We start from the raw sequence: 18,849 nt of genomic DNA, 5'->3' as shown, positions 1-18,849 counted from the left end.
TCAGCCCCCGACTGGCAGCCGAACAGGCTGACGGTTAATAGGGCCGCCCGGCGCTCCTAGCGGAGACGCCCGGCGGCCTTTACTGTTTCTGACCCTCCCGAATCCCCATGTGATTCCGAAGGCAGGAATTGCAGTTGAAGGAGCCGCACCATGCGCCGCGTCGTCGTTACGGGCATCGGTCTGCTGACCCCCCTGGGTTGGGGCGTCGAGAAGAGCTGGAAAGGGATCGTCGAAGGACGGTCGGGCATCGGTCCGATCACGTCGTTCGACACCACGGGATACGGCTGCACCATCGCCGGTGAAATACCGAGCGTGGATGGGCGCGGCGGGGGCGGCGAAGGCGACTTCGACCCCGAGAAGATCATGTCCGTGAAGGACAGAAAGCGCGTCGACGACTTCATCCTGTACGCCATCGCGGCGGCGGACGAGGCCCTGGCCGACGCGAACTGGAAGCCCGAGACGGACGAGGACAAGGAACGGACCGGCGTGATGGTCGGCTCCGGCATCGGCGGCCTGGGCCCCATCGCCGAGACGGCCATCGTCCTGAGGGAACAGGGCGTGCGCCGCGTCAGCCCCTTCTTCATTCCCAGCGCCCTGATCAATCTGGCCGGCGGTCAGATCTCGATCCGGCATGGACTGAAGGGACCGAACCACGCCGTGGTGACCGCCTGCGCGACCGGCGCCCACGCCATTGGCGATGCGGCCCGGATGATCGCCCTGGACGACGCGGACGTGATGGTCGCCGGGGGAGCCGAAAGTTCCGTCGTGCCGATCGGTATTGCGGGCTTCCTGGCCTGCAAGGCGCTGTGCACCGCCTATAACGAGACGCCCGAGAAGGCGTCGCGTCCCTATGACAAGGGGCATGCGGGCTTCATCATGGGCGAGGGCGCCGGCATCCTGGTGCTGGAGGAATACGAACACGCCAAGGCGCGCGGGGCCAAGATCTACGCCGAGGTGGTCGGCTACGGCATGAGCGGCGACGCCTATCACATCACGGCCCCGTCCGAGGATGGCGAGGGTGGTCTGCGGGCCATGAAGATGGCGCTGAAGCGGGCGGGGATGGAGGCGTCGGACCTGGACTATGTCAACGCTCACGGCACCTCGACCATGGCCGACTGGATCGAGCTGAAGGCCATCGAAGGGCTGGCGGGGGATCATGCGCAGAACCTGACCGTCAGCTCGACCAAGTCGATGACGGGGCACCTGCTGGGTGCGGCCGGCGCCATCGAGGCAGCCTTCTGCGTGTTGGCCATCCGCGATCAGGTCGCGCCGCCGACGATCAATCTGGACGACCCGGAGATGGAGACGCCGATCGATCTGGTCCCCAACAAGGCCAAGCCGATGAAGATCGACGTGGCCATGTCCAACAGCTTCGGTTTCGGGGGCACCAACGCCTCGGTGATCTTCAAGAAGGTCGACTGAGATGTTCGGGCGGGGACGGGTCGAGAAGTCCAGCGGACGGTCGGGGTTCACGGTCTCGCTGCTGACCGCATCCGCCACCTTCGGCCTGTTCCTGATCGTCGCGCTGATCGCGGTGTGGGCGGTCTATTATGCGCCTGGTCCGGCGGCGCGGCAGGGGGACGCGACGGTCGTGACCCTGTCCAGCGGGTCGGGCGTCTCGGCCATAGCGGCGCGGATGAAGGCGGCGGGCGTAATCCGTTCGACCGACCTGTTCCGCGCGGCGGCGACGTTCACCGGCGCAGATCGTCGCTTAAGGGCCGGCGAATACGAGGTGCCGTCGGGGACGTCCCTGGCCGGGGTGCTGAAGCTGCTGGTCGAGGGGCGGGTGGTGCGGCATTTCGTGACCCTGCCTGAAGGCTGGTCGTCGCTGCAGGCCGTGGACATCCTGAACAAGGAGGCGGTTCTGACCGGGACGGTCGTGGAGACTCCCGAGGAAGGCAGCCTGTGGCCCGACACCTATGAGGTGTCACGAGGCGACACCCGCCAGTCGGTGATCGACCGGATGCAGCGCGCGGCGAGCGAGAACCTGCGCCTGCTGTGGAGCCAGCGTTCGCCGGCCACGGTCGCGCGCAATCCCGAGGAGGCCGTCGTTCTGGCCTCCATCGTCGAGAAGGAGACCGGCCTGGCGGCCGAGCGCCCGCGCGTGGCGGCGGTGTTCTCGAACCGGCTGAGGGCCGGGATGCGGCTGGAGAGCGATCCGACCATCGTCTATGGCGTGACCAAGGGACGGCCGCTGGGGCGGGGGATCCGGCGCTCCGAACTGTTGGCGCCGACGCCGTGGAACACCTATCAGATCGACGGCCTGCCGCCGACGCCCATCGCCAATCCGGGCAAGGAGGCGCTTGCCGCAGTGCTGAATCCGCCGGCGGACCCGGCTCTGTTCTTTGTTGCGGACGGCTCGGGCGGACATGCCTTCGCCCTGACCTATGACGAGCATCTGCAGAACGTGGCGCGCTGGCGTCAGATCGAGCGGCAGAAGGCAGGCCTGCCGCCGGAGGCGCCTGCGCCTGTTGCGCCGGGAGCCACCGCCGCCCCGATGACGACCGAACCGGCCGCCGCGCCCGTCGAAGGCGGCCAGGCGACGATCACGCTTCCGGCCGGCGCGACGCAGGGACCACGATGAGCAGCCTATCGGGAATGACCGGCTTCGGCCGGGCGGACGGGGCCGGCGAGGGCTGGACCTGGTCGGTCGAGGCGCGCTCGGTCAACGGGCGCAATCTGGAAATCCGGTTCCGGGGACCGAACGGCTTCGATGCGCTGGAACGGTCGGCCAAGGCGGCGGGCCAGGCGCGGTTCGCTCGAGGCCAGGTCACCGTCGGCGTTCAGGCCAAGCGGGTTGAGGCCGGCGAGGCGGCCGTCACGATCAACGCCGCCGTGCTGGCTCGCTATCTCACCCTGGCCAATGAACTGGCCGAGGACGGCGCGACGCCGCCGTCGGCCGACGGCCTGCTGGCCCTGCGCGGCGTGATCGAGGCGCCGGAAGAGGTTGACGATCCAGAGGCGCGGGCGGCGGTGGAGGCGGCCATGGCCCGCACCGTCGAAGAGGCGCTGGATGCGCTGAAGGCCTCGCGCCAGAACGAGGGCGCGCAGCTGACGCCGGTTATCGAGGATTTCATCGCGCGGATCGAGACGCTGGTCGCCCAGGCCGAGGGCGAGGCGACAGCGCAGGTCGAGACGATCCGCGACCGGTTCACCCGACGCATATCCGAACTGGCGCCGGATGCGCCGGGGCTGGAGGACCGAATCTTCCTGGAGGCAGCAGCGCTGGCGACCAAGGCGGACGTGCGCGAGGAGCTGGATCGGCTGACGGCGCACGTCGCCTCGGCGCGCCAGCTTGTGACCTCGGCGCCGGCCGGTCGGAAACTCGACTTCCTGATGCAGGAATTCATGAGAGAGGCGAACACCCTCTGCTCGAAATCCGCTACGACGGCGCTCACCGGAATCGGCCTGGAGCTCAAGGCCGTCATCGAACAGTTGCGTGAGCAGGTCCAGAATGTCGAATGAACGCACGCCCCGTCGGGGTGTCCTCCTGATCGTCGCCAGCCCTTCGGGCGCGGGCAAGACGTCGCTGTGTCGCCGGCTGATGGCCGACCACAAGGGGCTGGAGCTGTCCGTATCCATGACCACGCGCGGCATCCGGCCGGGCGAGGTGGACGGGCGCGACTATCATTTCGTCGGCAAGGAGCAGTTCCAGCGGCTGGTTGACGCCGACGCCTTTCTGGAATGGGCCGACGTCCACGGCAATCGCTACGGCAGCCCGCGCGCGCCGGTGGACCGGGCTCTGGCCGAGGGGCGCGACGTGCTGTTCGACATCGACTGGCAGGGGGCGCGCGACGTGGCGGAGAAATGCCCGAACGACGCCGTGCGGGTCTTCATCCTGCCACCCAGTCTGGAAGAGCTGCGCCGCCGGCTGGTGACGCGGTCGCAGGACGCCGAGGACGTGATCGAACGCCGCGTCGCCAACGCCAAGGGCGAGATAGAACACTGCGACGCCTTCGACTATGTGCTGGTGAACGAGGACTTCGACGGGTCCTACGCCGAACTGGCCCACATCTATCATGCCGAGCGGTCGCGCCGGTTCAGGAACCTGTGGGTCAACGACTACAAGGCCGCGCTGTTGCGCGAGGTCGTTTGAGAAACAGCGCCGCGGACCCTGCGGTCCACGGCGCTGTGGTACTCAACGCTACGCTTACTGACCGCCCTTTTGCCTGATGAAAGATGTCAGGTTGTGAACAGGGCGTTAGGGGAGTTTCCCTATCTGGTGAATTCTGCAGTTTACGTCCTGTTCGCCATCTTCACCTAACGGTAGGCGGCGAACGGGGGTGTCATGCGTTTTCTGGAGTCTATCGGTCCTCTCCTGGCGGGGAGCGCCCAGGAGCGGTTGAAGCAGGTGCCGGTCCGGCTGCTGCTGTCCATCGTGATCGCCTGGGCCATGCATGCGGCGGGGATCGGTCGCTGGATTCCCTTGTGGCTGGCAGTATCGCTGTTGGTGCAGGCGTTTGAAGTGGCGGTCATGACGCCTTTTCGTCGGGCCGATCCGCCGACCAGCCGACTGGCGATCGCCGTGGCCTTGGTCTCCACCACCCTGATGTCGACCACCTATGGCGGCATGGCGCTGATTATCTGGTCGACCAACCATCCGGCCCTGGTGACCCTGGCCGCCCTGACGCTGGCGGGCGGGCTGTTGACCAATGTGGCGTCCGGCATCGGGTCACGCACGGTCTTCTTCATCGGCGGCGGACCCTATCTGGGGATACTGGTTCTGATGCCCGTGGTGAAGATGATCCAGGGCGACATGCACGGGGTAATGGTCATGACCCTGTCGGCCGCCCTGTTCTCCGGCTCGATCCTGAACGTCTACTGGCGCGTCCACGCTTCGCGTCGCGCCGAGGTCCTGTCGCGCGCGGAGGCCGAGCGGCGGCTGGAACAGGCGCAGGCGGCCATGGCCGACCGCGCCGCCATGGCCGCCATCGTCAGCCATGAACTGCGTACGCCCGTCAGCGCCATCCTGGCCGGCGCCCACGTCATTCGCGGCGGGAAACTGCCTGAAAAGCGCGAGGAGACGGCGGATCTGATCATCGACGCCGGCCGTCTGATGACCGGGATGCTGAATGACCTGCTGGACCATTCCAAGATGGAGGCGAGGGCGATGTCGATGGAGAGCCGCGACTTCGAACTGCACGACTTCCTGCGCGACACCGCGCGGTTCTGGGCGGCGCCGGCGGCGGAAAAGGGGCTGACGCTGGAGACGTCGGGCATCGACAGCGAGCCTGTATGGCTGCGCGGGGATCCTTACCGGCTGCGTCAGATCGTCAACAATCTGATCTCCAACGCGATCAAGTTCACGCCGGCGGGGACGATCCGTCTGACGGCGTCGGCGCCGGTCGTCGGCGAAAGACACTGCCTGACCCTGACCGTCACCGATCAGGGCGCAGGCATTACGCCGGAGGCGATGAGCCGGCTGTTCTCGCCCTTCGCTCAGGGGTCCGCCGAGGTGGCGCGCACCTATGGCGGCACGGGGCTGGGGCTGACCGTCAGCCGGGAACTGGCGCGGCTGATGGGTGGCGATCTGACTGCCGCTAGCGTGCCGGGCGAGGGGGCGGCCTTCACCTTGTGCGTCGATCTGCCGGGTGGAGAGCCGACCGAGGCCGAAGACGGTTTCGAATCCAGCGCTCCGGTACTGAAGCGCCGCATCCGTGTGCTGGCCGTGGATGATCACGAGATCAATCGCCGCACGATCGCCCTAGTGCTGCAGCCGCTGGAGGTCGATCTGGCCACGGCGTCGGATGGTCATCTGGCCCTGGCGCTGCTGGCGGAGCGGCCGTTCGACGTGGTGCTGATGGACGTGAACATGCCGGGGATAGACGGCAATGAGGCGACACGCAGGCTGCGGGCTTCGGATGGGCCGAACGCCGCCGTGCCGGTGATCGGCTTCAGCGCCGGGACCGAGGCTGAACAGGTGGAGGCCTGCTACGCTGCCGGCATGACCGACTGGCTGGCCAAGCCGCTGGAACCCAGAAAACTTTATGACGCCCTGCACCGGGCGACATCGGCGGCGTCGCGCGCGGCGGCCTAAGCCCGGGCGGCGAACCAGGGGCGAAGGCGGTTCAGCGCATCCTCGATCTCGGCGGTCGAGACGGCGAAGCTGAAGCGGATGAAGCGGCAGCCATCGACCGGGTCGAAGTCGACGCCGGGCGCGGTGGCGACTCCGGTGTCGCGCAGCAACTGCTCGCAGAAGGCCGCGCTGTCGTCCGTCAGATGGCCGATATCGGCCCAGATGTAGAAGGCGCCGTCGGGCGGGGCGATCTTGCGAAGGCCCAGGGCGGGCAGGGCGTCCAGCATCAGTTGGCGGTTGTGGGCGTAGTTGTGGATGTGGCCTTCGAGTTCATCGACCGCGTCCATGGCGACGAGACCGGCGTGCTGGCTGAGGCTGGGCGGGGTCAGGAACATATTGCCGATATAGGCGCGGGCGGCGTCGATCCGGGCTTCCGGGACCAGCAGCCAGCCCAGCCGCCAGCCCGCCATGCTCCAGTATTTCGAGAAGCTGTTGATCACCACGGCGTCGGGCGCGAACTGCAGCATCGAAGGTGTCGGGCCGACGTAGCTGAGGCCGTGATAGATCTCGTCCGAGACGACGGCGATGTCGCGCGCGCGGCAGACCTCGGCGATGGCGGCGAGTTCGGCCTCGGGGATGATGGTGCCGGTCGGATTGGCGGGGCTGGCGATGATGACGCCGGCGGGGGCGGGATCCAGGGCTTCCAGTTGGTCGGCCGTCAGCTGGAACCGGGTCTCGGGCCCGCAGGCGATCTCGACCGGTTCAAGGTGCAGGGCGCGCAGGGTGTTGCGATAGGCGACATAGCCGGGACGGGCCAAGGCTACGCGGTCGCCGGGCTTGAACAGGGTGCTGAGCGCCAGAACCAGGGCCGGAGAGGCGCCGCAGGTCAGCAGGATGCTGTCGGGATCGACCGTGACGCCGTAGCGGTCGTCATACAGGCGCGCGATGCGAGCGCGCAGGTCGGGGCTTTCCCAATAGCCCATGGCGTCGGCGTCCAGCACCTGATGCGCGCGGGCGATGGCCGCGACGGGGGCGCCGGTCGAGGGCTGGCCGAACTCCATGTGGATGATCGACCGGCCTTCGGCCTTCAGCTGGTGCGCCAGACGGCTGACGGAGATGGCGCGGAAGGGTTCGACGGTCATGGCAAGGGTCTCAGGCAAGGGCATCCGCCAGACGCAGGAAGCCCGCCACGTCGATGGTCTCGGCGCGCGCGTCCGGCTCGATGCCAGCGCTTTCGCATAGGGCGGCGCCGCCCAGTTGTTTCAGGCTGGAGCGGAGCATCTTGCGGCGCTGGCCGAAGGCGGCGGCGGTGACGCGCTCCAGCTTCTTCAGCCGTTCGGGCGACGGGCGTTCGTCCAGCGGGACCAGATGGACCACGGCCGAGGCCACCTTCGGTGGCGGGGTGAAGGCGGCCGCGGGCAGGTGCATGACGATGCGGGCGGTGCAGACGGCCTGGGAGATGACGGCCAAACGGCCATAGGCGTTCTCGCCTGGCCCTGCGGCGACGCGTTCGGCCACCTCCTTCTGGAACATCAGGGTCAGGCTGTGCGGCAGCCACGGCCCGGTCAGCCATTTGATCAGCAGGGGTGTGCCGACGTTGTAGGGCAGGTTGGAGACCATATGGGTCGGGCCGGTGACCAGATCGCCTTCCTTCACCTTCAACGCATCGGCCTCGACGATGGTCAGGCGGCCGGAGCCGTCGTCCAGTTCGGTCAACAGGGGCACGAAGCGGGGATCCTTTTCGACCAGCACGACCGGGCCGGCGTCGGATTCCAGCAGGGCGCGGGTCAGGCCGCCGGGGCCGGGGCCGACCTCGATCACGGCTCGGCCGTCGAACGGGCCGGCGAGGCGGACGATCTTGCGCGTCACATTGAGGTCCAGCAGGAAATGCTGGCCGAAGCTCTTCTTGGCCAGCAGGCCGTGGGCGTCGAGGGTTTCGCGGAGGGAGGGAAGGTCGGTCACACGCCCTGTTAGCGCGCGGCGCGGGCCGCCGCCATCTCCGATGCCAGACGAATGGCGGCGATCAGGCTGTCGGGACGCGCGATCCCCTGGCCTGCGATGTCGAAACCGGTGCCGTGGTCGGGCGAGGTGCGGATGACGGGCAGGCCCAGCGACACGTTCACACCGCCCCAGAAGTCCAGCGTCTTGACCGGGATCAGGGCCTGGTCGTGGTACATGCAGACGGCGGCGTCATAGGTTGCGCGGGCGTCGTCATGGAACAGGGTGTCGGCCGGCCTGGGATCGGTGATGTCGATGCCCTCGGCGCGAAGCTGACGGGCGACTGGGATCAGGGTGTCGATCTCCTGAAGCCCTAGGGCGCCGCCTTCGCCCGCGTGGGGGTTCAGGGCGGCCATGGCCAGGCGCGGGCGGGCGATGGCGAAGTCGCGTTTCAGGCTTTCATGGACGACGCGGGCGGTGCGGGCGACGCGCTCGGCCGTAACCAGTTCAGGAACTTGATCCAGGGCGACGTGGATGGTGACCAGGCAGGCGCGCAGGTCGCGGGCGGTCAGCATCATGACTGGACCGCGCGTGCCGGCGTAGGGGGCGTCGGCGGTCAGTTCAGCGATGAATTCGGTGTGGCCCGGAAACCGGAAGCCCGAGGCGTACATCGGCGCCTTGGCGATGGGGGCGGTGACGACGCCGGAGGCCTCGCCGGACAGGGCGAAGCTGACCGCCTCCTCGATACCATCGGCGACGGCGGAGGCGTTGGCGGGGTCGGGTCGTCCGACATCGACGGGCGCTGGCAGGGGACGGTGGATGACCGGAAGCGCCAAAGCGAAGCGGTCATGAGCGTCGCCGGGGCCATTGACCTCGACCACCGGCAAGCCTTGGGCGCGCATGAGGGCGGCGTCGCCAATGACGGCGAAGGCTCGGCCTTCGGCGCTCAGGGCCTTCCATGCCGCGGCCACGATCTCGGGCCCGACGCCGGCGGGTTCGCCCAGCGTCAGGACCAGAGGCGCGACCGCTGGGGTCATTTGAACTCGATCAGGGCGTCGTTGCGCAGGTCGCGCAGATAGCGACGCTCCAGCACGGCCAGGTTCTGGCCGCGGAGACGGTTTTCGACCTGCTGGCGGTTCGGCGCCTCGGGGCCGCCCACGCGACGGCCGCAAACCGCGACGAGGTGCAGGCCCAAGGGGGTGCGGATCGGGGTCGAGACCGAACCGATCTCGCCGGTGCGGGCGAGCTGCTGGAACTGGGGCGCCAGGTTGGCGACGTCGGATTCGCCCAGGTCGGCGCCGAGGACGCCCTCTGTGGCGCGCGCCTGGGAGATGATGTTGTCGCAGGTCAGGCCGGTGCGCATTGCGTTCAGCTTCTGCGTCGCGGCGGCGACGTCGGCTTCCGAGGCGGTGTCCGGCAGTTCGACCATCACCTGCCGGAGCGAGACCAGGCTGGTCGCGGCGCCGTCGCGCTTGTCGCGCAGATAGATGATGTAGACGCCGCCATCGACGACGATGGGGTTCGACAGCTGGCCGGGCTGCAACTGGTCGAGCACAGTCTGGACAGCCGGTTGCAGCGAATCCCTGACGATCCAGCCGGCGTCGCCGGGGACGCGGGCGCTGGCGGACGGGGCGGATGAGAACTGTTGCGCGACGGCCTGGAAGGGCGCGCCCTGAATGATCTGCTGCACCAGCTGACGCGCGCCGTTGAGCGCGGCCTGGGCCCCGCCGACACGCGCCGCATCGATGTAGATTTCGCCGATCAGGAACTGCGGCTTGGAGGCCGCCTCGTTCAGGCGACGGACTTCCTGGTCGATCTGAAGATTGCTGGGGCGGGCGCGGCTGTTGAACCGGCCGGGAACCAGCTGGCCCCAGCCGATCTGGGTGCGCAGGTTCTCGCGGAAGGCGGCGGGCTGGATGCCGCCCTGCTGCATGAACTGCACATAGGCCTGCGGCGTAGTGCCGGCCTGGCGCGCCATTTCACCGATTTCGGCATCGACTTCCTCGTCCGAGACCTTGAGGGTTTCGTACTTGGCCATCTCCTCGGTCTTGAGGCGGTCCTCGATCAGGGCGTTGAGCGCGGCCTGCTGGATGGCGGGAAGGTTCTGCTCGGTGGGCTGGACCTGCGACGAGGCGATCAGCATCAGCATGCGCTGACGCAGATCGAAGCCGGTGATGATCTTGTCGTTGACGGTAGCGACGATCCCGTCGGCCATCTCGAACTGGGGTTCAGCACGGGCGGGCGCGGGCGCATCTTCCGCAGCCGGGTTGGGGGCGCCGGCCGCCGAACTCTGGGCAGGAACGGGCGCCGTCTGCCCATAGGCCGAACCGGCGAGGAGGAGCGCCGCGAGCGCAGCCCCCGTCGAATAACGCATCAAACCCATTGGTCGTCCTGATTCCTCACAGCGGTCCGCCGCCGGTTCGGCGGGCGATCGCGCCCCGTAAAGCGTCATGCTCAACGCATTTCGCCCTGTCTATAACCTGAACCTCCGAAAGTGGCGAGGTTTAGGCGCACATAGATGCCTTCCGAGGGGCCGCCCGGACGCGCGCGGGTGTTGTCGCGGCGGTAGCCCAGTTCAAATCGGAAACAGTCGTCGTCGAAAAGCAGTCCGACCTCGGAGCGGGTGATCTCGTTCTCGTCCAGATCGGCGATGCCGGCCAGGGTGAAGCCCCAATTGCGATAGACGAACTGCTGACCCGCTAGCTGAATGAACTCGTAGTTCCGGTTCAGGGGGCCGTCGATCGGATTGGACTGGTCAAGGATGTAGCTGACGCTGGCCAGGTTGCGCCGGCCCCAGCGTCCGTCGAGCGCGGCCTCGGCGCGGCGGATGTCGCCCGATCCGTCGATGGTGGCGTGAACCCAGCTGCGGATGCGATCGGAAGGGGAGAAGTCGCCCTGGACGACCCAGTCCGACGTCTCGGCGGCCAGACCCGTCGGATCGTAGAGCTGGCTCGGATCGTCCGGAATGGAGGTGCGGAAGTCGTCCTGCTGGTCGAAGCGATAGCTGCGGCCGATGAACAGGCTGGCGCTGCGGCTCTCGGCCCAGCGAATCGTGGCCCGTCCGCCGGCGGTCAGGCGGACGCCGCCCTCCAGCAGGTCGTAGCCCGAGAAACGATCCATGCGGAACAGCGAGGACTCGTCCAGCTCCAGCACCTGAGCGTCCTCGATGGGAATGCGGGGATCGAGATCCACCTTGTTGGAGACCGACAGCTGGCCGACCGGCTCCAGGATGATGTCGGCGTCGGCGATGCGTTTGATCAGAGGATAGGTCACGTCCACGCCCGCGCTGACCCGCGAACGGCTGACGGTCTCGTCGCTTTCGACGCCCATCATGGGCGGCAGGTCCGATAGCGAGTAGAGATCGACACGGGTGTCGATGAACGGCTCGATGCGGGTGCCGACCGGCAGGATGATCGCGCGGCGCCATTCCAGCTGGCCGGTGACGCGCCGGCTGTCGACTCCGCTGAGGCCCGTCACGTCGGCCGGGACGATTTCAGGATTGAGGATCGGTGCGCCGACGAAGCTGTCGCGATAGAGCGACACAGCGGATCCCTTGAGCCGGAGGCGGCCGCCCAGAACGAGCTCATGCGGCTCCCACCGCGCGTCGATCAGCGGCGCGACCAGGGGCAGGGTGTTGTCGTTCTCGAACACCTTGAACCCTTCCGCATTGCGGAAGTCGTTGGCGGCGAAGGCCGGGTCGAGGCGAAGGCTCTGGATCGAGAAGGCCGCGACCGAGACATAGGAGCGATCGGTCTGATGCTCGGCGTAGATCTGGCTGATCAGGCGGCGGCGGTCGCCGTAATACAGGCCGTTGTCCTGATAGGGATCGCGGACGTCGTAGCGGTCGAAAAGGGTCTTGTCGGACGTGCGCTCGGCCGTGAAGCCGAACCGCCAGGGGCCGTCGGGGTCGAACTCGCCGTGGGACAACAGATAGCTGCGGCTTTCGCGGTCGCCGAAATCGACGTTGCTCTCGTAGTCGCCGTCGCCGTCCAGGTCGAAGTCGCCGAAGCTGCGGGCGTAGGTGTAGCCGCCGCGCGCCACGATCATGCCGTTGGCGAACCGACGGCGCCATTGCAGGTTCAGCAGCGGGGCGACCGAGGTGTTGAGCTGAGGGCTGATCAGCCAGTCCTCGGACGGCGATACGACGTGCAGATAAGGTGCCTCGACCGACACGCCTCGGCCCTCGTCATAGTTGACGATCGGGACCAGGAAGCCCGACGCCCGTTCGACCGACGGGTCGGGGTGCGAGAAGAAGGGCGTGTAGAAGACCGGCACCGGCCCCACGTAGAAGACGGCGTTGCGGTAGAGTATGGCCCGAAGCTGCTCGTCCTGGACGACCTTTTCCGCCTGGATCGAGATGGTCGGCCGTCGCGGACCGTCGGCGTCGCAGATGGGGCAGGGGGTGAAGCGGGCGTAGTTCAGTTCGTTGGCGTTCTCGCTGCGGCGAACGGCGGTGGCGGCCATCAGGCTGGCGCCGTTGCTGAGGCGGGTCGCGAAATCGACGGCGACGCCGGTGTCGAGGTCGCGGTCCAGTTCCAGCCGACTGGCGTAGACGACGGTCCCGTCGGGCGCGATCGCCTCGACTTGGCCCTGACCCGATGCGGTTCCGGCGTTCAGGTCGTAGGCCAGGTTTTCCCCGCGCAGCACATGGCCGCGCGTGCGGACATAAGCGCGGTCCTGCGGGGCGCCGCTGACGATGACGACATCGCCTTCGCGACGGGCGTGATCGGCGTCGACGAAGACCGCTTCCGGCGTCAGGCCGTCGGCCGGAGGGGCAGCGGCTGGCGGGGCCTGGGGCGTCTGATCCGCCTGGGCGAGCGCAGGCGTCGCAAAGGGCGCGCAGGCGACCAGGGCCGCGCCGGCGAGAAGCCTTGCTCTGAAAGCGTTGAAGCGCCGATCGCGGCGATCACCCTGCATAGGCCATCCGTAGTCTGAGAAGCGAGGCGCCCGATTAGCCGTCTTCGGTATAGAACAGCAAGGTAAAGGCTGCGAGCGCCGTCAGCACGGGCGGCAGCCAGGCGGCGACAAAGGGCGCCACCACCTCGGCCGATCCCATCGCCGACGAAAACTGGTTCAGGAAGAAGAAGGCGAAGCCCAGCACCACGGCCGCCACGCTCATCCGCGCCAGATCGCCCAGCCGCATCAGCCTAAGCGAGAAGGCGGCGGCCAGAATCGACATGGCGGCGAACACCAAGGGCGTGGCCAGCAACTGTTGGAACCGCAGGCGATAGGCGGTGGAGGTGAAGCCGGCATTCTCGATGCGTTGGATCTGGTTGGGCAGCGACCAGAACGGCGTCGATTGCGGGCGGGCGAAGCGTTCGAACGCCTCCTCGTCGGCCAGGCTGGAGACCAGGGTCAGGCTGGAATAGGTGACGGCGCGCTGGCCGATCTGGGCGCCGACGGCGTTGGTCAGCCGCCAGCTGCCGGCGTTCAGCGAGGCCGCCTGCGCGTCGATCCGTTCCGAGAAGGTGCGGCCGCCGCCGGCCGCCGTGGTGTAGATAAAGAAGCTGACGTCCAGCAGGCGGGCGTTGGCGCGATCCTGACGCCCGGCGCGGATGATCATCTGACGCTGGTCGTCGCCCTCGCGCAGCCAGATGGCCTCACGCGGGTCGCCGCCCGGGGCCGTGCCGGAAATGCGCGCGCGTTCGCGCTGCCACAGGCCGTCGCCGGCCGAGGCCAGCGGCCCCAGCACGGTCACGGTCAGCACGCCCAGGACGAAGGCCATGCCGGCGGCGGGCAGAACGAACCGCCAGGCCGACACGCCGGCCGCCCGCATGGCGATCAGCTCGCTGCGCCGGTTCAGGCTGATGAAGGCCGAAAGGGTGCCGAACAGGAAGACGAAGGGCATCAGTTGCAGGATCACCGCCGGCGATTTCAGCAGCACCAGGCTGAATATCCGCACGGCAGACAGGTCCTGGTCCGATCCCAGGCCGCGCGACACCTCGACGAAGTCGATCAGCATGACCAGGGCGGAGATCACCGCCAGGGCCACGCCCAGGGATTTGAGCTGCTGGACCAGCACATAGCGTTCGATGACGCCCAGGCGAGGAATGTGAGGCGAACGGCGGGCGGGCATGGAGACGCTGGTCATGCGAGCCTCGCCTTCAGGCCGCCCAAGACGGCTGGTCGTCGACTGCGGCGCGGCTTGAGGGCGCGGAACAGGACGCGCATCGACACGGTGATGGCGATGAGGGGCACCACATACTGAAACACGTTCATCCAGGCGTTCCAGGCACTGGCGGCGATCAGGCCGTAGCCGATGACGCGCAGCAGCAGGAACAGGCCCGCAGCCTTGGCGATACGCACGGCGTAGCCCGTTCGGCTGAAGGCGCCGCCCAGAATGGCGGACAGGGCCAGGGAGATGGCAACCAGGGCGTAAAGCGGCGAAGATAGGCGGGAATGAGCCTCCGCCAACAACTCGCCGCGCGTGCCCGCGACCTCGATCACCTTGGGCGAAGGGTTCATAAGCTGCCGCAGATAAAGGTCCGAAGGCTTGTAGCGGATGGTGTCAGTCATGCTGGTGAAGGGGGCGAGCGAGAAGTCGTAGCGCCCGAAGGAAAGGGTCTCCAGAACCCCGCCGGACGAATAACGCTGGGCCGAGCCGTCGATCATGGTCAGGACCGGCGTGCCGGCGGCGTCGCGGCTGAACCGGGCCTCGGACGCGTTCCAGGTCGTGACCTTCTTGCCGTCGTCCAGATAGACGAACAGGTTCTTCAGCAGGCCGTTCTGCTCGATCTGCTGGACATAGACGGTCAGGCCGTCGGGGCCCTGGACGAACTGGCCTTCCTCGACGAGCAGGGCCGCCAGGTCGGTGCGGATGTCGAAGGCCTGACGCCGGGCCTCATGCTGGGCCCAGGGCAGCAGGAACAGGTTCACCAGCAGCGTGGCCAGAGTGACCAGCACGGCGATGCGGGCGGCGGGCGAAATGACCTGCCAGCGGGTCATGCCGCCGGCGAAGGCCGCCGTCAGCTCCTGCTCGCGCTGCAGCCGCGTCAGGGCGATCAGGGCGCCAACGAACAGGCCGATGGGCAGGATGACCGCCAGCAGCTGGGGCAGGGCCAGCAGCGTCAGCTTGATCATCACCCATACGCTCTGGCCGCGTTCGACGATGACCTGAAGCTGGTCCAGGCTCTGGCTCAGAATCCCGATTCCGGCCAGGGCCGCGCAGGCTGCGACCACCGGAAGCGAGATCTGGCGAAAAAGATATCTTTGAATCAGGTTCATGGGCGGATGGACTTCGCCCGGTTGCAGGCGGCGATAATGAGGCGCATCTAGTAGCACATGAGGGCGCGTCCGCGACAAGCAGACGCGCCGTTTGTCATTTCTTCCGTTGTTGATGCCGGGTGGGGCCTGGCTGGAGTCGCTGTATGAAGATCGAATTCGTCGCCGCCGTAGACACCGCTGAAATCCTCGCGGTCCCCGTGTTCGAAGGCCGTGAGTTCACAGCCGCCGGGGCCGATCTGGACGGCCGGACCGGCGGCGCCCTGACCCGGGCGATCGCCAAGGGACGCTTCACCGGCAAGACCGGCCAGAGCCTGGCCGTGGCCGCGCCAACCGGCGTGAACGCCGACACCGTGTTGCTGATCGGGGCGGGCGCCAAGGACAAGCAGGACGATCTGGCGGTCGAAGCCTTCGGTGGCGCAGCCTATGCGGCGGTCAAGCTGTCGGGTGCGGACGTCCTGACGCTGGACGCGTCGCACCTCACGCCGGCGCAGGCCGCTCGCGTGGGCTTCGCCGCGCGCTTGGCCGCCTATCGTTTCGATAAGTACCGGACCACGCAGAAGGCCGACAAAGTCCCCTCGATCACCACCCTTCGTGTGGCGACGTCCGACCTGCGCGCCGCCGAGGCCGCGCTGGAGCCGCTGTCGGCGGTCGCCGACGGCGTGATCTTCGCCCGCGACCTGGTGTCCGAGCCCGCGAACATCCTCTACCCGGCCGAGTTCGCCAAGCGCGTGAAGAACCTGGAAAGCCTGGGTCTGAAGGTCGATATCCTCGGCGAGGCCGAGATGGAGAAGCTGGGCATGCGCACCCTGCTGGCCGTGGGGCAGGGCAGCCGTCGCGAGAGCCAGCTGGCCGTCATCCAGTGGAACGGCGCCGCTGCCGGCGAGCAGCCCATCGCCTTCGTCGGCAAGGGCGTCTGCTTCGACACCGGCGGCATCTCCATCAAGCCCGCCGAGGGCATGGAGGACATGAAGTGGGACATGGGCGGCGCCGCCGCCGTGGCCGGAACCATGATGGCGCTGGCCGGCCGCAAGGCCAAGGTCAACGCCGTGGGCGTGCTGGGCCTGGTCGAGAACATGCCGGACGGCGACGCCCAGCGTCCCGGCGACGTGGTGGTCTCCATGTCGGGCCAGACGGTCGAGGTGATCAACACCGACGCCGAGGGCCGCCTCGTTCTGGCGGACGCGCTCTGGTACACGCAGGAGCGTTTCAAGCCCAGGTTCATGATCGACCTGGCGACGCTGACAGGCGCCATGATCGTGGCGCTGGGGCTGGACTACGCCGGCATCTTCTCGAACTCGGACGAGGTGTCCGACAACATCCTGTCGGCCTCCAAGACGGTCGGCGAGAACTTCTGGCGGATGCCGATCCCGGACATCTACAACCAGCATATCGAATCCAAGATCGCGGACCTGAAGAATATGGGCAACGGCCGCGCCGGCGGCTCGATCACCGCCGCCCTGTTCCTGCAGAAGTTCACCAACGGCGTGCCTTGGGCTCACCTGGACATCGCCCCGACCGCTTGGGCCAACAAGAGCCCCAGCCCCACCGTGCCGGAAGGCGGCGTCGGCTTCGCCGTGCGCACGCTGGATCGCATGGTGGCCGACGCCTACGAAGCGTGATCGCCGGAGGTAGAGCCGGGTGAGCGACAAGCCCGAAATCTGGTTCTACCATCTGGAGCGCTCGACGCTGGATCAGGTGCTGCCGACCCTGCTCGAGAAGACTCTCGAGCGGGGTTGGCGGGCTCTTGTGAAGTCGTCGCATTCGCATCGACTGGACGAGGTCGATGAGACGCTGTGGACCTTTCGCGACGAGAGCTTCCTGCCGCATGGGCGCGCGGATCAGCCCCATGCCGATCGCCAGCCGGTGCTGCTGAGCGAATCGGGAGAGAACCTGAACGGCGCTCAGGCGCTGTTCATAGTCGACGACGCAGAACTGGGCGCGACGGAAGGGTTCGAACGATGCTTCATTATTTTCGACGGTGGGGACGAGCCGGCTTTGCAGCACGCGCGCGGGCGCTGGAAGGCTCTGAAGGAACAGGGCGCGAACCTGGCCTATTGGCGTCAGACCGACGAAGGGCGCTGGGAAAAGGCGGCCTGATCGGGCTGGTGCTGCTGGCGGGCTGTTCGACGCCCGTCGCAGACGCCCCGGCTCCACGCACCGTCGAACAGGCGCAGGTGAACCCGCCGGTCGGCAGCCGCATGCCCACCGCCCAGACGGTCGATGTCTGCAAGGCGGGGGAGATGCAGTATCTGGTCGGTAAGTCCCGGACCGAAATCCCCGTCCCCGTCGAGGTCGTGAACCGGCGTGTGACCTGCACCACCTGCCCGGTGACCCAGGACTTTTCGGCCTATCGGTTGAACATTTTCTACAACGCCGACACCGGCATCATCGAACAGGTTCGCTGCGGCTAGGCGGCGGACATGAGGGAGAGACGATTATGAAGATCATCCTGAGCACGCTGATGGCCGCCGGCGCATTGACGCTGTCGGCCTGTGCGCCGACCCAGACCGCCGAGACCGCCCCGGGATCGGAGACGGCGTTCAAGGCCTGCAAGGTCGAGGACTATCAGAGCTATGTCGGACAGAACCGGTCCGCCATCCCGAACGCGCCGACGGGTCAGACCTTCCGCGTCCTGTGCACCACTTGCGCGGCGACGATGGACTATCGCGAGAACCGGGTGAACTTCGTCTATGACGAGGCGACCAATATCGTGCGCGAAGTGAAGTGCGGCTGACGCTCAGCGTCCGACGGTGTCGCCCGGCCATAAGGGTCCGCTGAACTTCCTGGCCAGATAGTCCATGAAGGCGGTGACCCGCGCCGGGCGCGGTCCGCTGCTGGGCGCGACCAGATGCAGGGCGATGGGCGGCAGGCGCCAGTCGGTCATCACCGTCTCCAGATGGCCGTCGGCGACGTCTTTCCAGTAGATGAAGTCCGGCTGAGGGAAGAGGCCAAGGCCGGCGCATAGCGAGGCGGTCAGGGCGTCGGAGTTGTTGGCCCGCAGCGGGCCGCGCGGATGCACGACCACCTCTTCGCCCGCGTCGTTGCTGAACCGCCAGCTGTCGGGCGACGGCATATAGGCGTAGCCGAGGCAGGCGTGACGGGCCAGATCATCGGGGTGGGCGGGACGGCCGCGCTGGTCCAGATAAGACGGCGAGGCGACCAGGGCGCGGGCCACGGGCCTCAGCTTGCGCGCCGTCAGGGAGGAATCCGGCAGGGCGGCGATCCGCAAGGCGCAGTCGAAACCGCCGCCCACCAGATCGATCACCTCGTCCGACAGGTGCAGGTCGATGGACACGTCCGGGTGGGTGGCCAGGAACTCGGGCAGGGCGGGGGCGACATAGGCCATGCCGAAGGACATGGGCGCAGCCAGACGCACCACGCCGCGCGGCGTCACCGACATGTCCAGCGCCTCGGACACGGCGCCCTCGGCCTCAGCCAGCATGTGGGCGGCGCGGGCCGCCAAGCTTCGTCCGGCGTCGGTCAGGGCGAAACGGCGCGAGGTCCGGTGCAATAGTGTGGTGCGAAGTTGCTGCTCCAGGCGCGACACGGCCTTTGACACCGTCGCCTTGGACATGCCCAAACCGTCGGCGGCGCCGGAGAAGGATTGGCTTTCAGCCACCTTGGCGAAGATGGCCAGGGCTTCGAGGTCAGGCAGGCGGGACATGGGCGGC

At 67.6% G+C, this 18,849-nt stretch carries 17 protein-coding genes; 9 read left to right on the top strand and 8 right to left on the bottom strand.

Annotation, left to right across the window (positions count from 1 at the left end):
• Positions 1-150 precede the first annotated feature (150 nt).
• From fabF to ACODSC_RS05905, 5 genes are all read left to right on the top strand, one after another.
• Entirely contained in the window at positions 151-1,422 is a 1,272-nt protein-coding gene (fabF, locus tag ACODSC_RS05925; RefSeq protein WP_488812694.1) for a beta-ketoacyl-ACP synthase II, read from the top strand.
• Position 1,423: 1 nt separating this feature from the next.
• Positions 1,424-2,584 carry an endolytic transglycosylase MltG gene (mltG, locus tag ACODSC_RS05920; protein WP_488812692.1) on the top strand — a complete coding sequence of 387 codons (1,161 nt, stop codon included), beginning with the start codon at positions 1,424-1,426 and terminating at the stop codon, positions 2,582-2,584.
• A complete protein-coding gene (locus ACODSC_RS05915; RefSeq protein WP_488812690.1) occupies positions 2,581-3,465 on the top strand; it encodes a YicC/YloC family endoribonuclease in 885 nt (294 codons plus the stop codon). The genes mltG and ACODSC_RS05915 overlap by 4 nt, the downstream gene beginning before the upstream one ends.
• Entirely contained in the window at positions 3,455-4,096 is a 642-nt protein-coding gene (gene gmk, locus ACODSC_RS05910) for a guanylate kinase (RefSeq protein WP_488812688.1), read from the top strand. Before ACODSC_RS05915 ends, gmk begins: the two co-directional genes overlap by 11 nt.
• A 192-nt stretch (positions 4,097-4,288) precedes the next feature.
• Entirely contained in the window at positions 4,289-6,037 is a 1,749-nt protein-coding gene (locus ACODSC_RS05905) for an ATP-binding protein (protein WP_488812686.1), read from the top strand.
• On the opposite strand, the gene ACODSC_RS05900 is transcribed toward ACODSC_RS05905, so the two are convergent.
• From ACODSC_RS05900 to ACODSC_RS05870, 7 genes are all read right to left on the bottom strand, one after another.
• Entirely contained in the window at positions 6,034-7,158 is a 1,125-nt protein-coding gene (locus ACODSC_RS05900; protein WP_488812684.1) for a pyridoxal phosphate-dependent aminotransferase, read from the bottom strand. The two genes, ACODSC_RS05905 and ACODSC_RS05900, sit on opposite strands and share 4 nt — an antisense overlap.
• A 10-nt stretch (positions 7,159-7,168) precedes the next feature.
• Entirely contained in the window at positions 7,169-7,978 is an 810-nt protein-coding gene (gene rsmA, locus ACODSC_RS05895; protein WP_488812683.1) for a 16S rRNA (adenine(1518)-N(6)/adenine(1519)-N(6))-dimethyltransferase RsmA, read from the bottom strand.
• Positions 7,979-7,986: 8 nt separating this feature from the next.
• On the bottom strand, positions 7,987-8,991 hold the full coding sequence (gene pdxA / locus ACODSC_RS05890; RefSeq protein WP_488812681.1) for a 4-hydroxythreonine-4-phosphate dehydrogenase PdxA: 1,005 nt from the start codon (positions 8,989-8,991) through the stop codon (positions 7,987-7,989).
• Entirely contained in the window at positions 8,988-10,337 is a 1,350-nt protein-coding gene (locus ACODSC_RS05885; RefSeq protein ID WP_488812679.1) for a peptidylprolyl isomerase, read from the bottom strand. Before ACODSC_RS05885 ends, pdxA begins: the two co-directional genes overlap by 4 nt.
• A 71-nt stretch (positions 10,338-10,408) precedes the next feature.
• Positions 10,409-12,871 (bottom strand): LPS-assembly protein LptD, encoded by a 2,463-nt coding sequence (locus tag ACODSC_RS05880; protein WP_488812677.1) that lies wholly within the window; start codon positions 12,869-12,871, stop codon positions 10,409-10,411.
• Between the two features lie 34 nt (positions 12,872-12,905).
• Complete coding sequence (gene lptG / locus ACODSC_RS05875; RefSeq protein WP_488812675.1) at positions 12,906-14,045, bottom strand: LPS export ABC transporter permease LptG; 1,140 nt, start codon at positions 14,043-14,045, stop codon at positions 12,906-12,908.
• On the bottom strand, positions 14,042-15,178 hold the full coding sequence (locus ACODSC_RS05870; RefSeq protein ID WP_488812673.1) for an LptF/LptG family permease: 1,137 nt from the start codon (positions 15,176-15,178) through the stop codon (positions 14,042-14,044). The genes lptG and ACODSC_RS05870 overlap by 4 nt, the downstream gene beginning before the upstream one ends.
• 143 nt (positions 15,179-15,321) lie before the next feature.
• Here ACODSC_RS05870 and ACODSC_RS05865 point away from each other — a divergent pair, with 143 nt between their 5' ends.
• From ACODSC_RS05865 to ACODSC_RS05850, 4 genes are read left to right on the top strand one after another with little or no spacing between them, the layout of a single operon-like run.
• Positions 15,322-16,797 (top strand): leucyl aminopeptidase, encoded by a 1,476-nt coding sequence (locus tag ACODSC_RS05865; protein ID WP_488812671.1) that lies wholly within the window; start codon positions 15,322-15,324, stop codon positions 16,795-16,797.
• Between the two features lie 19 nt (positions 16,798-16,816).
• Positions 16,817-17,275 carry a DNA polymerase III subunit chi gene (locus ACODSC_RS05860; protein WP_488812669.1) on the top strand — a complete coding sequence of 153 codons (459 nt, stop codon included), beginning with the start codon at positions 16,817-16,819 and terminating at the stop codon, positions 17,273-17,275.
• Positions 17,233-17,589 carry a hypothetical protein gene (locus ACODSC_RS05855; protein WP_488812667.1) on the top strand — a complete coding sequence of 119 codons (357 nt, stop codon included), beginning with the start codon at positions 17,233-17,235 and terminating at the stop codon, positions 17,587-17,589. The genes ACODSC_RS05860 and ACODSC_RS05855 overlap by 43 nt, the downstream gene beginning before the upstream one ends.
• A gap of 26 nt (positions 17,590-17,615) precedes the next feature.
• Entirely contained in the window at positions 17,616-17,912 is a 297-nt protein-coding gene (locus ACODSC_RS05850) for an I78 family peptidase inhibitor (RefSeq protein WP_488812665.1), read from the top strand.
• Positions 17,913-17,915: 3 nt separating this feature from the next.
• On the opposite strand, the gene ACODSC_RS05845 is transcribed toward ACODSC_RS05850, so the two are convergent.
• Positions 17,916-18,842, bottom strand: a complete 927-nt coding sequence (locus ACODSC_RS05845) for a LysR family transcriptional regulator (protein ID WP_488812663.1) — start codon at positions 18,840-18,842, stop codon at positions 17,916-17,918.
• Between the last annotated feature and the right edge of the window lie 7 nt (positions 18,843-18,849).

The organism is Brevundimonas sp. FG128 (assembly GCF_057809775.1).
Note: the sequence above shows the minus strand (reverse complement) of the source record. Positions and strands in the feature narration are given on the sequence as shown.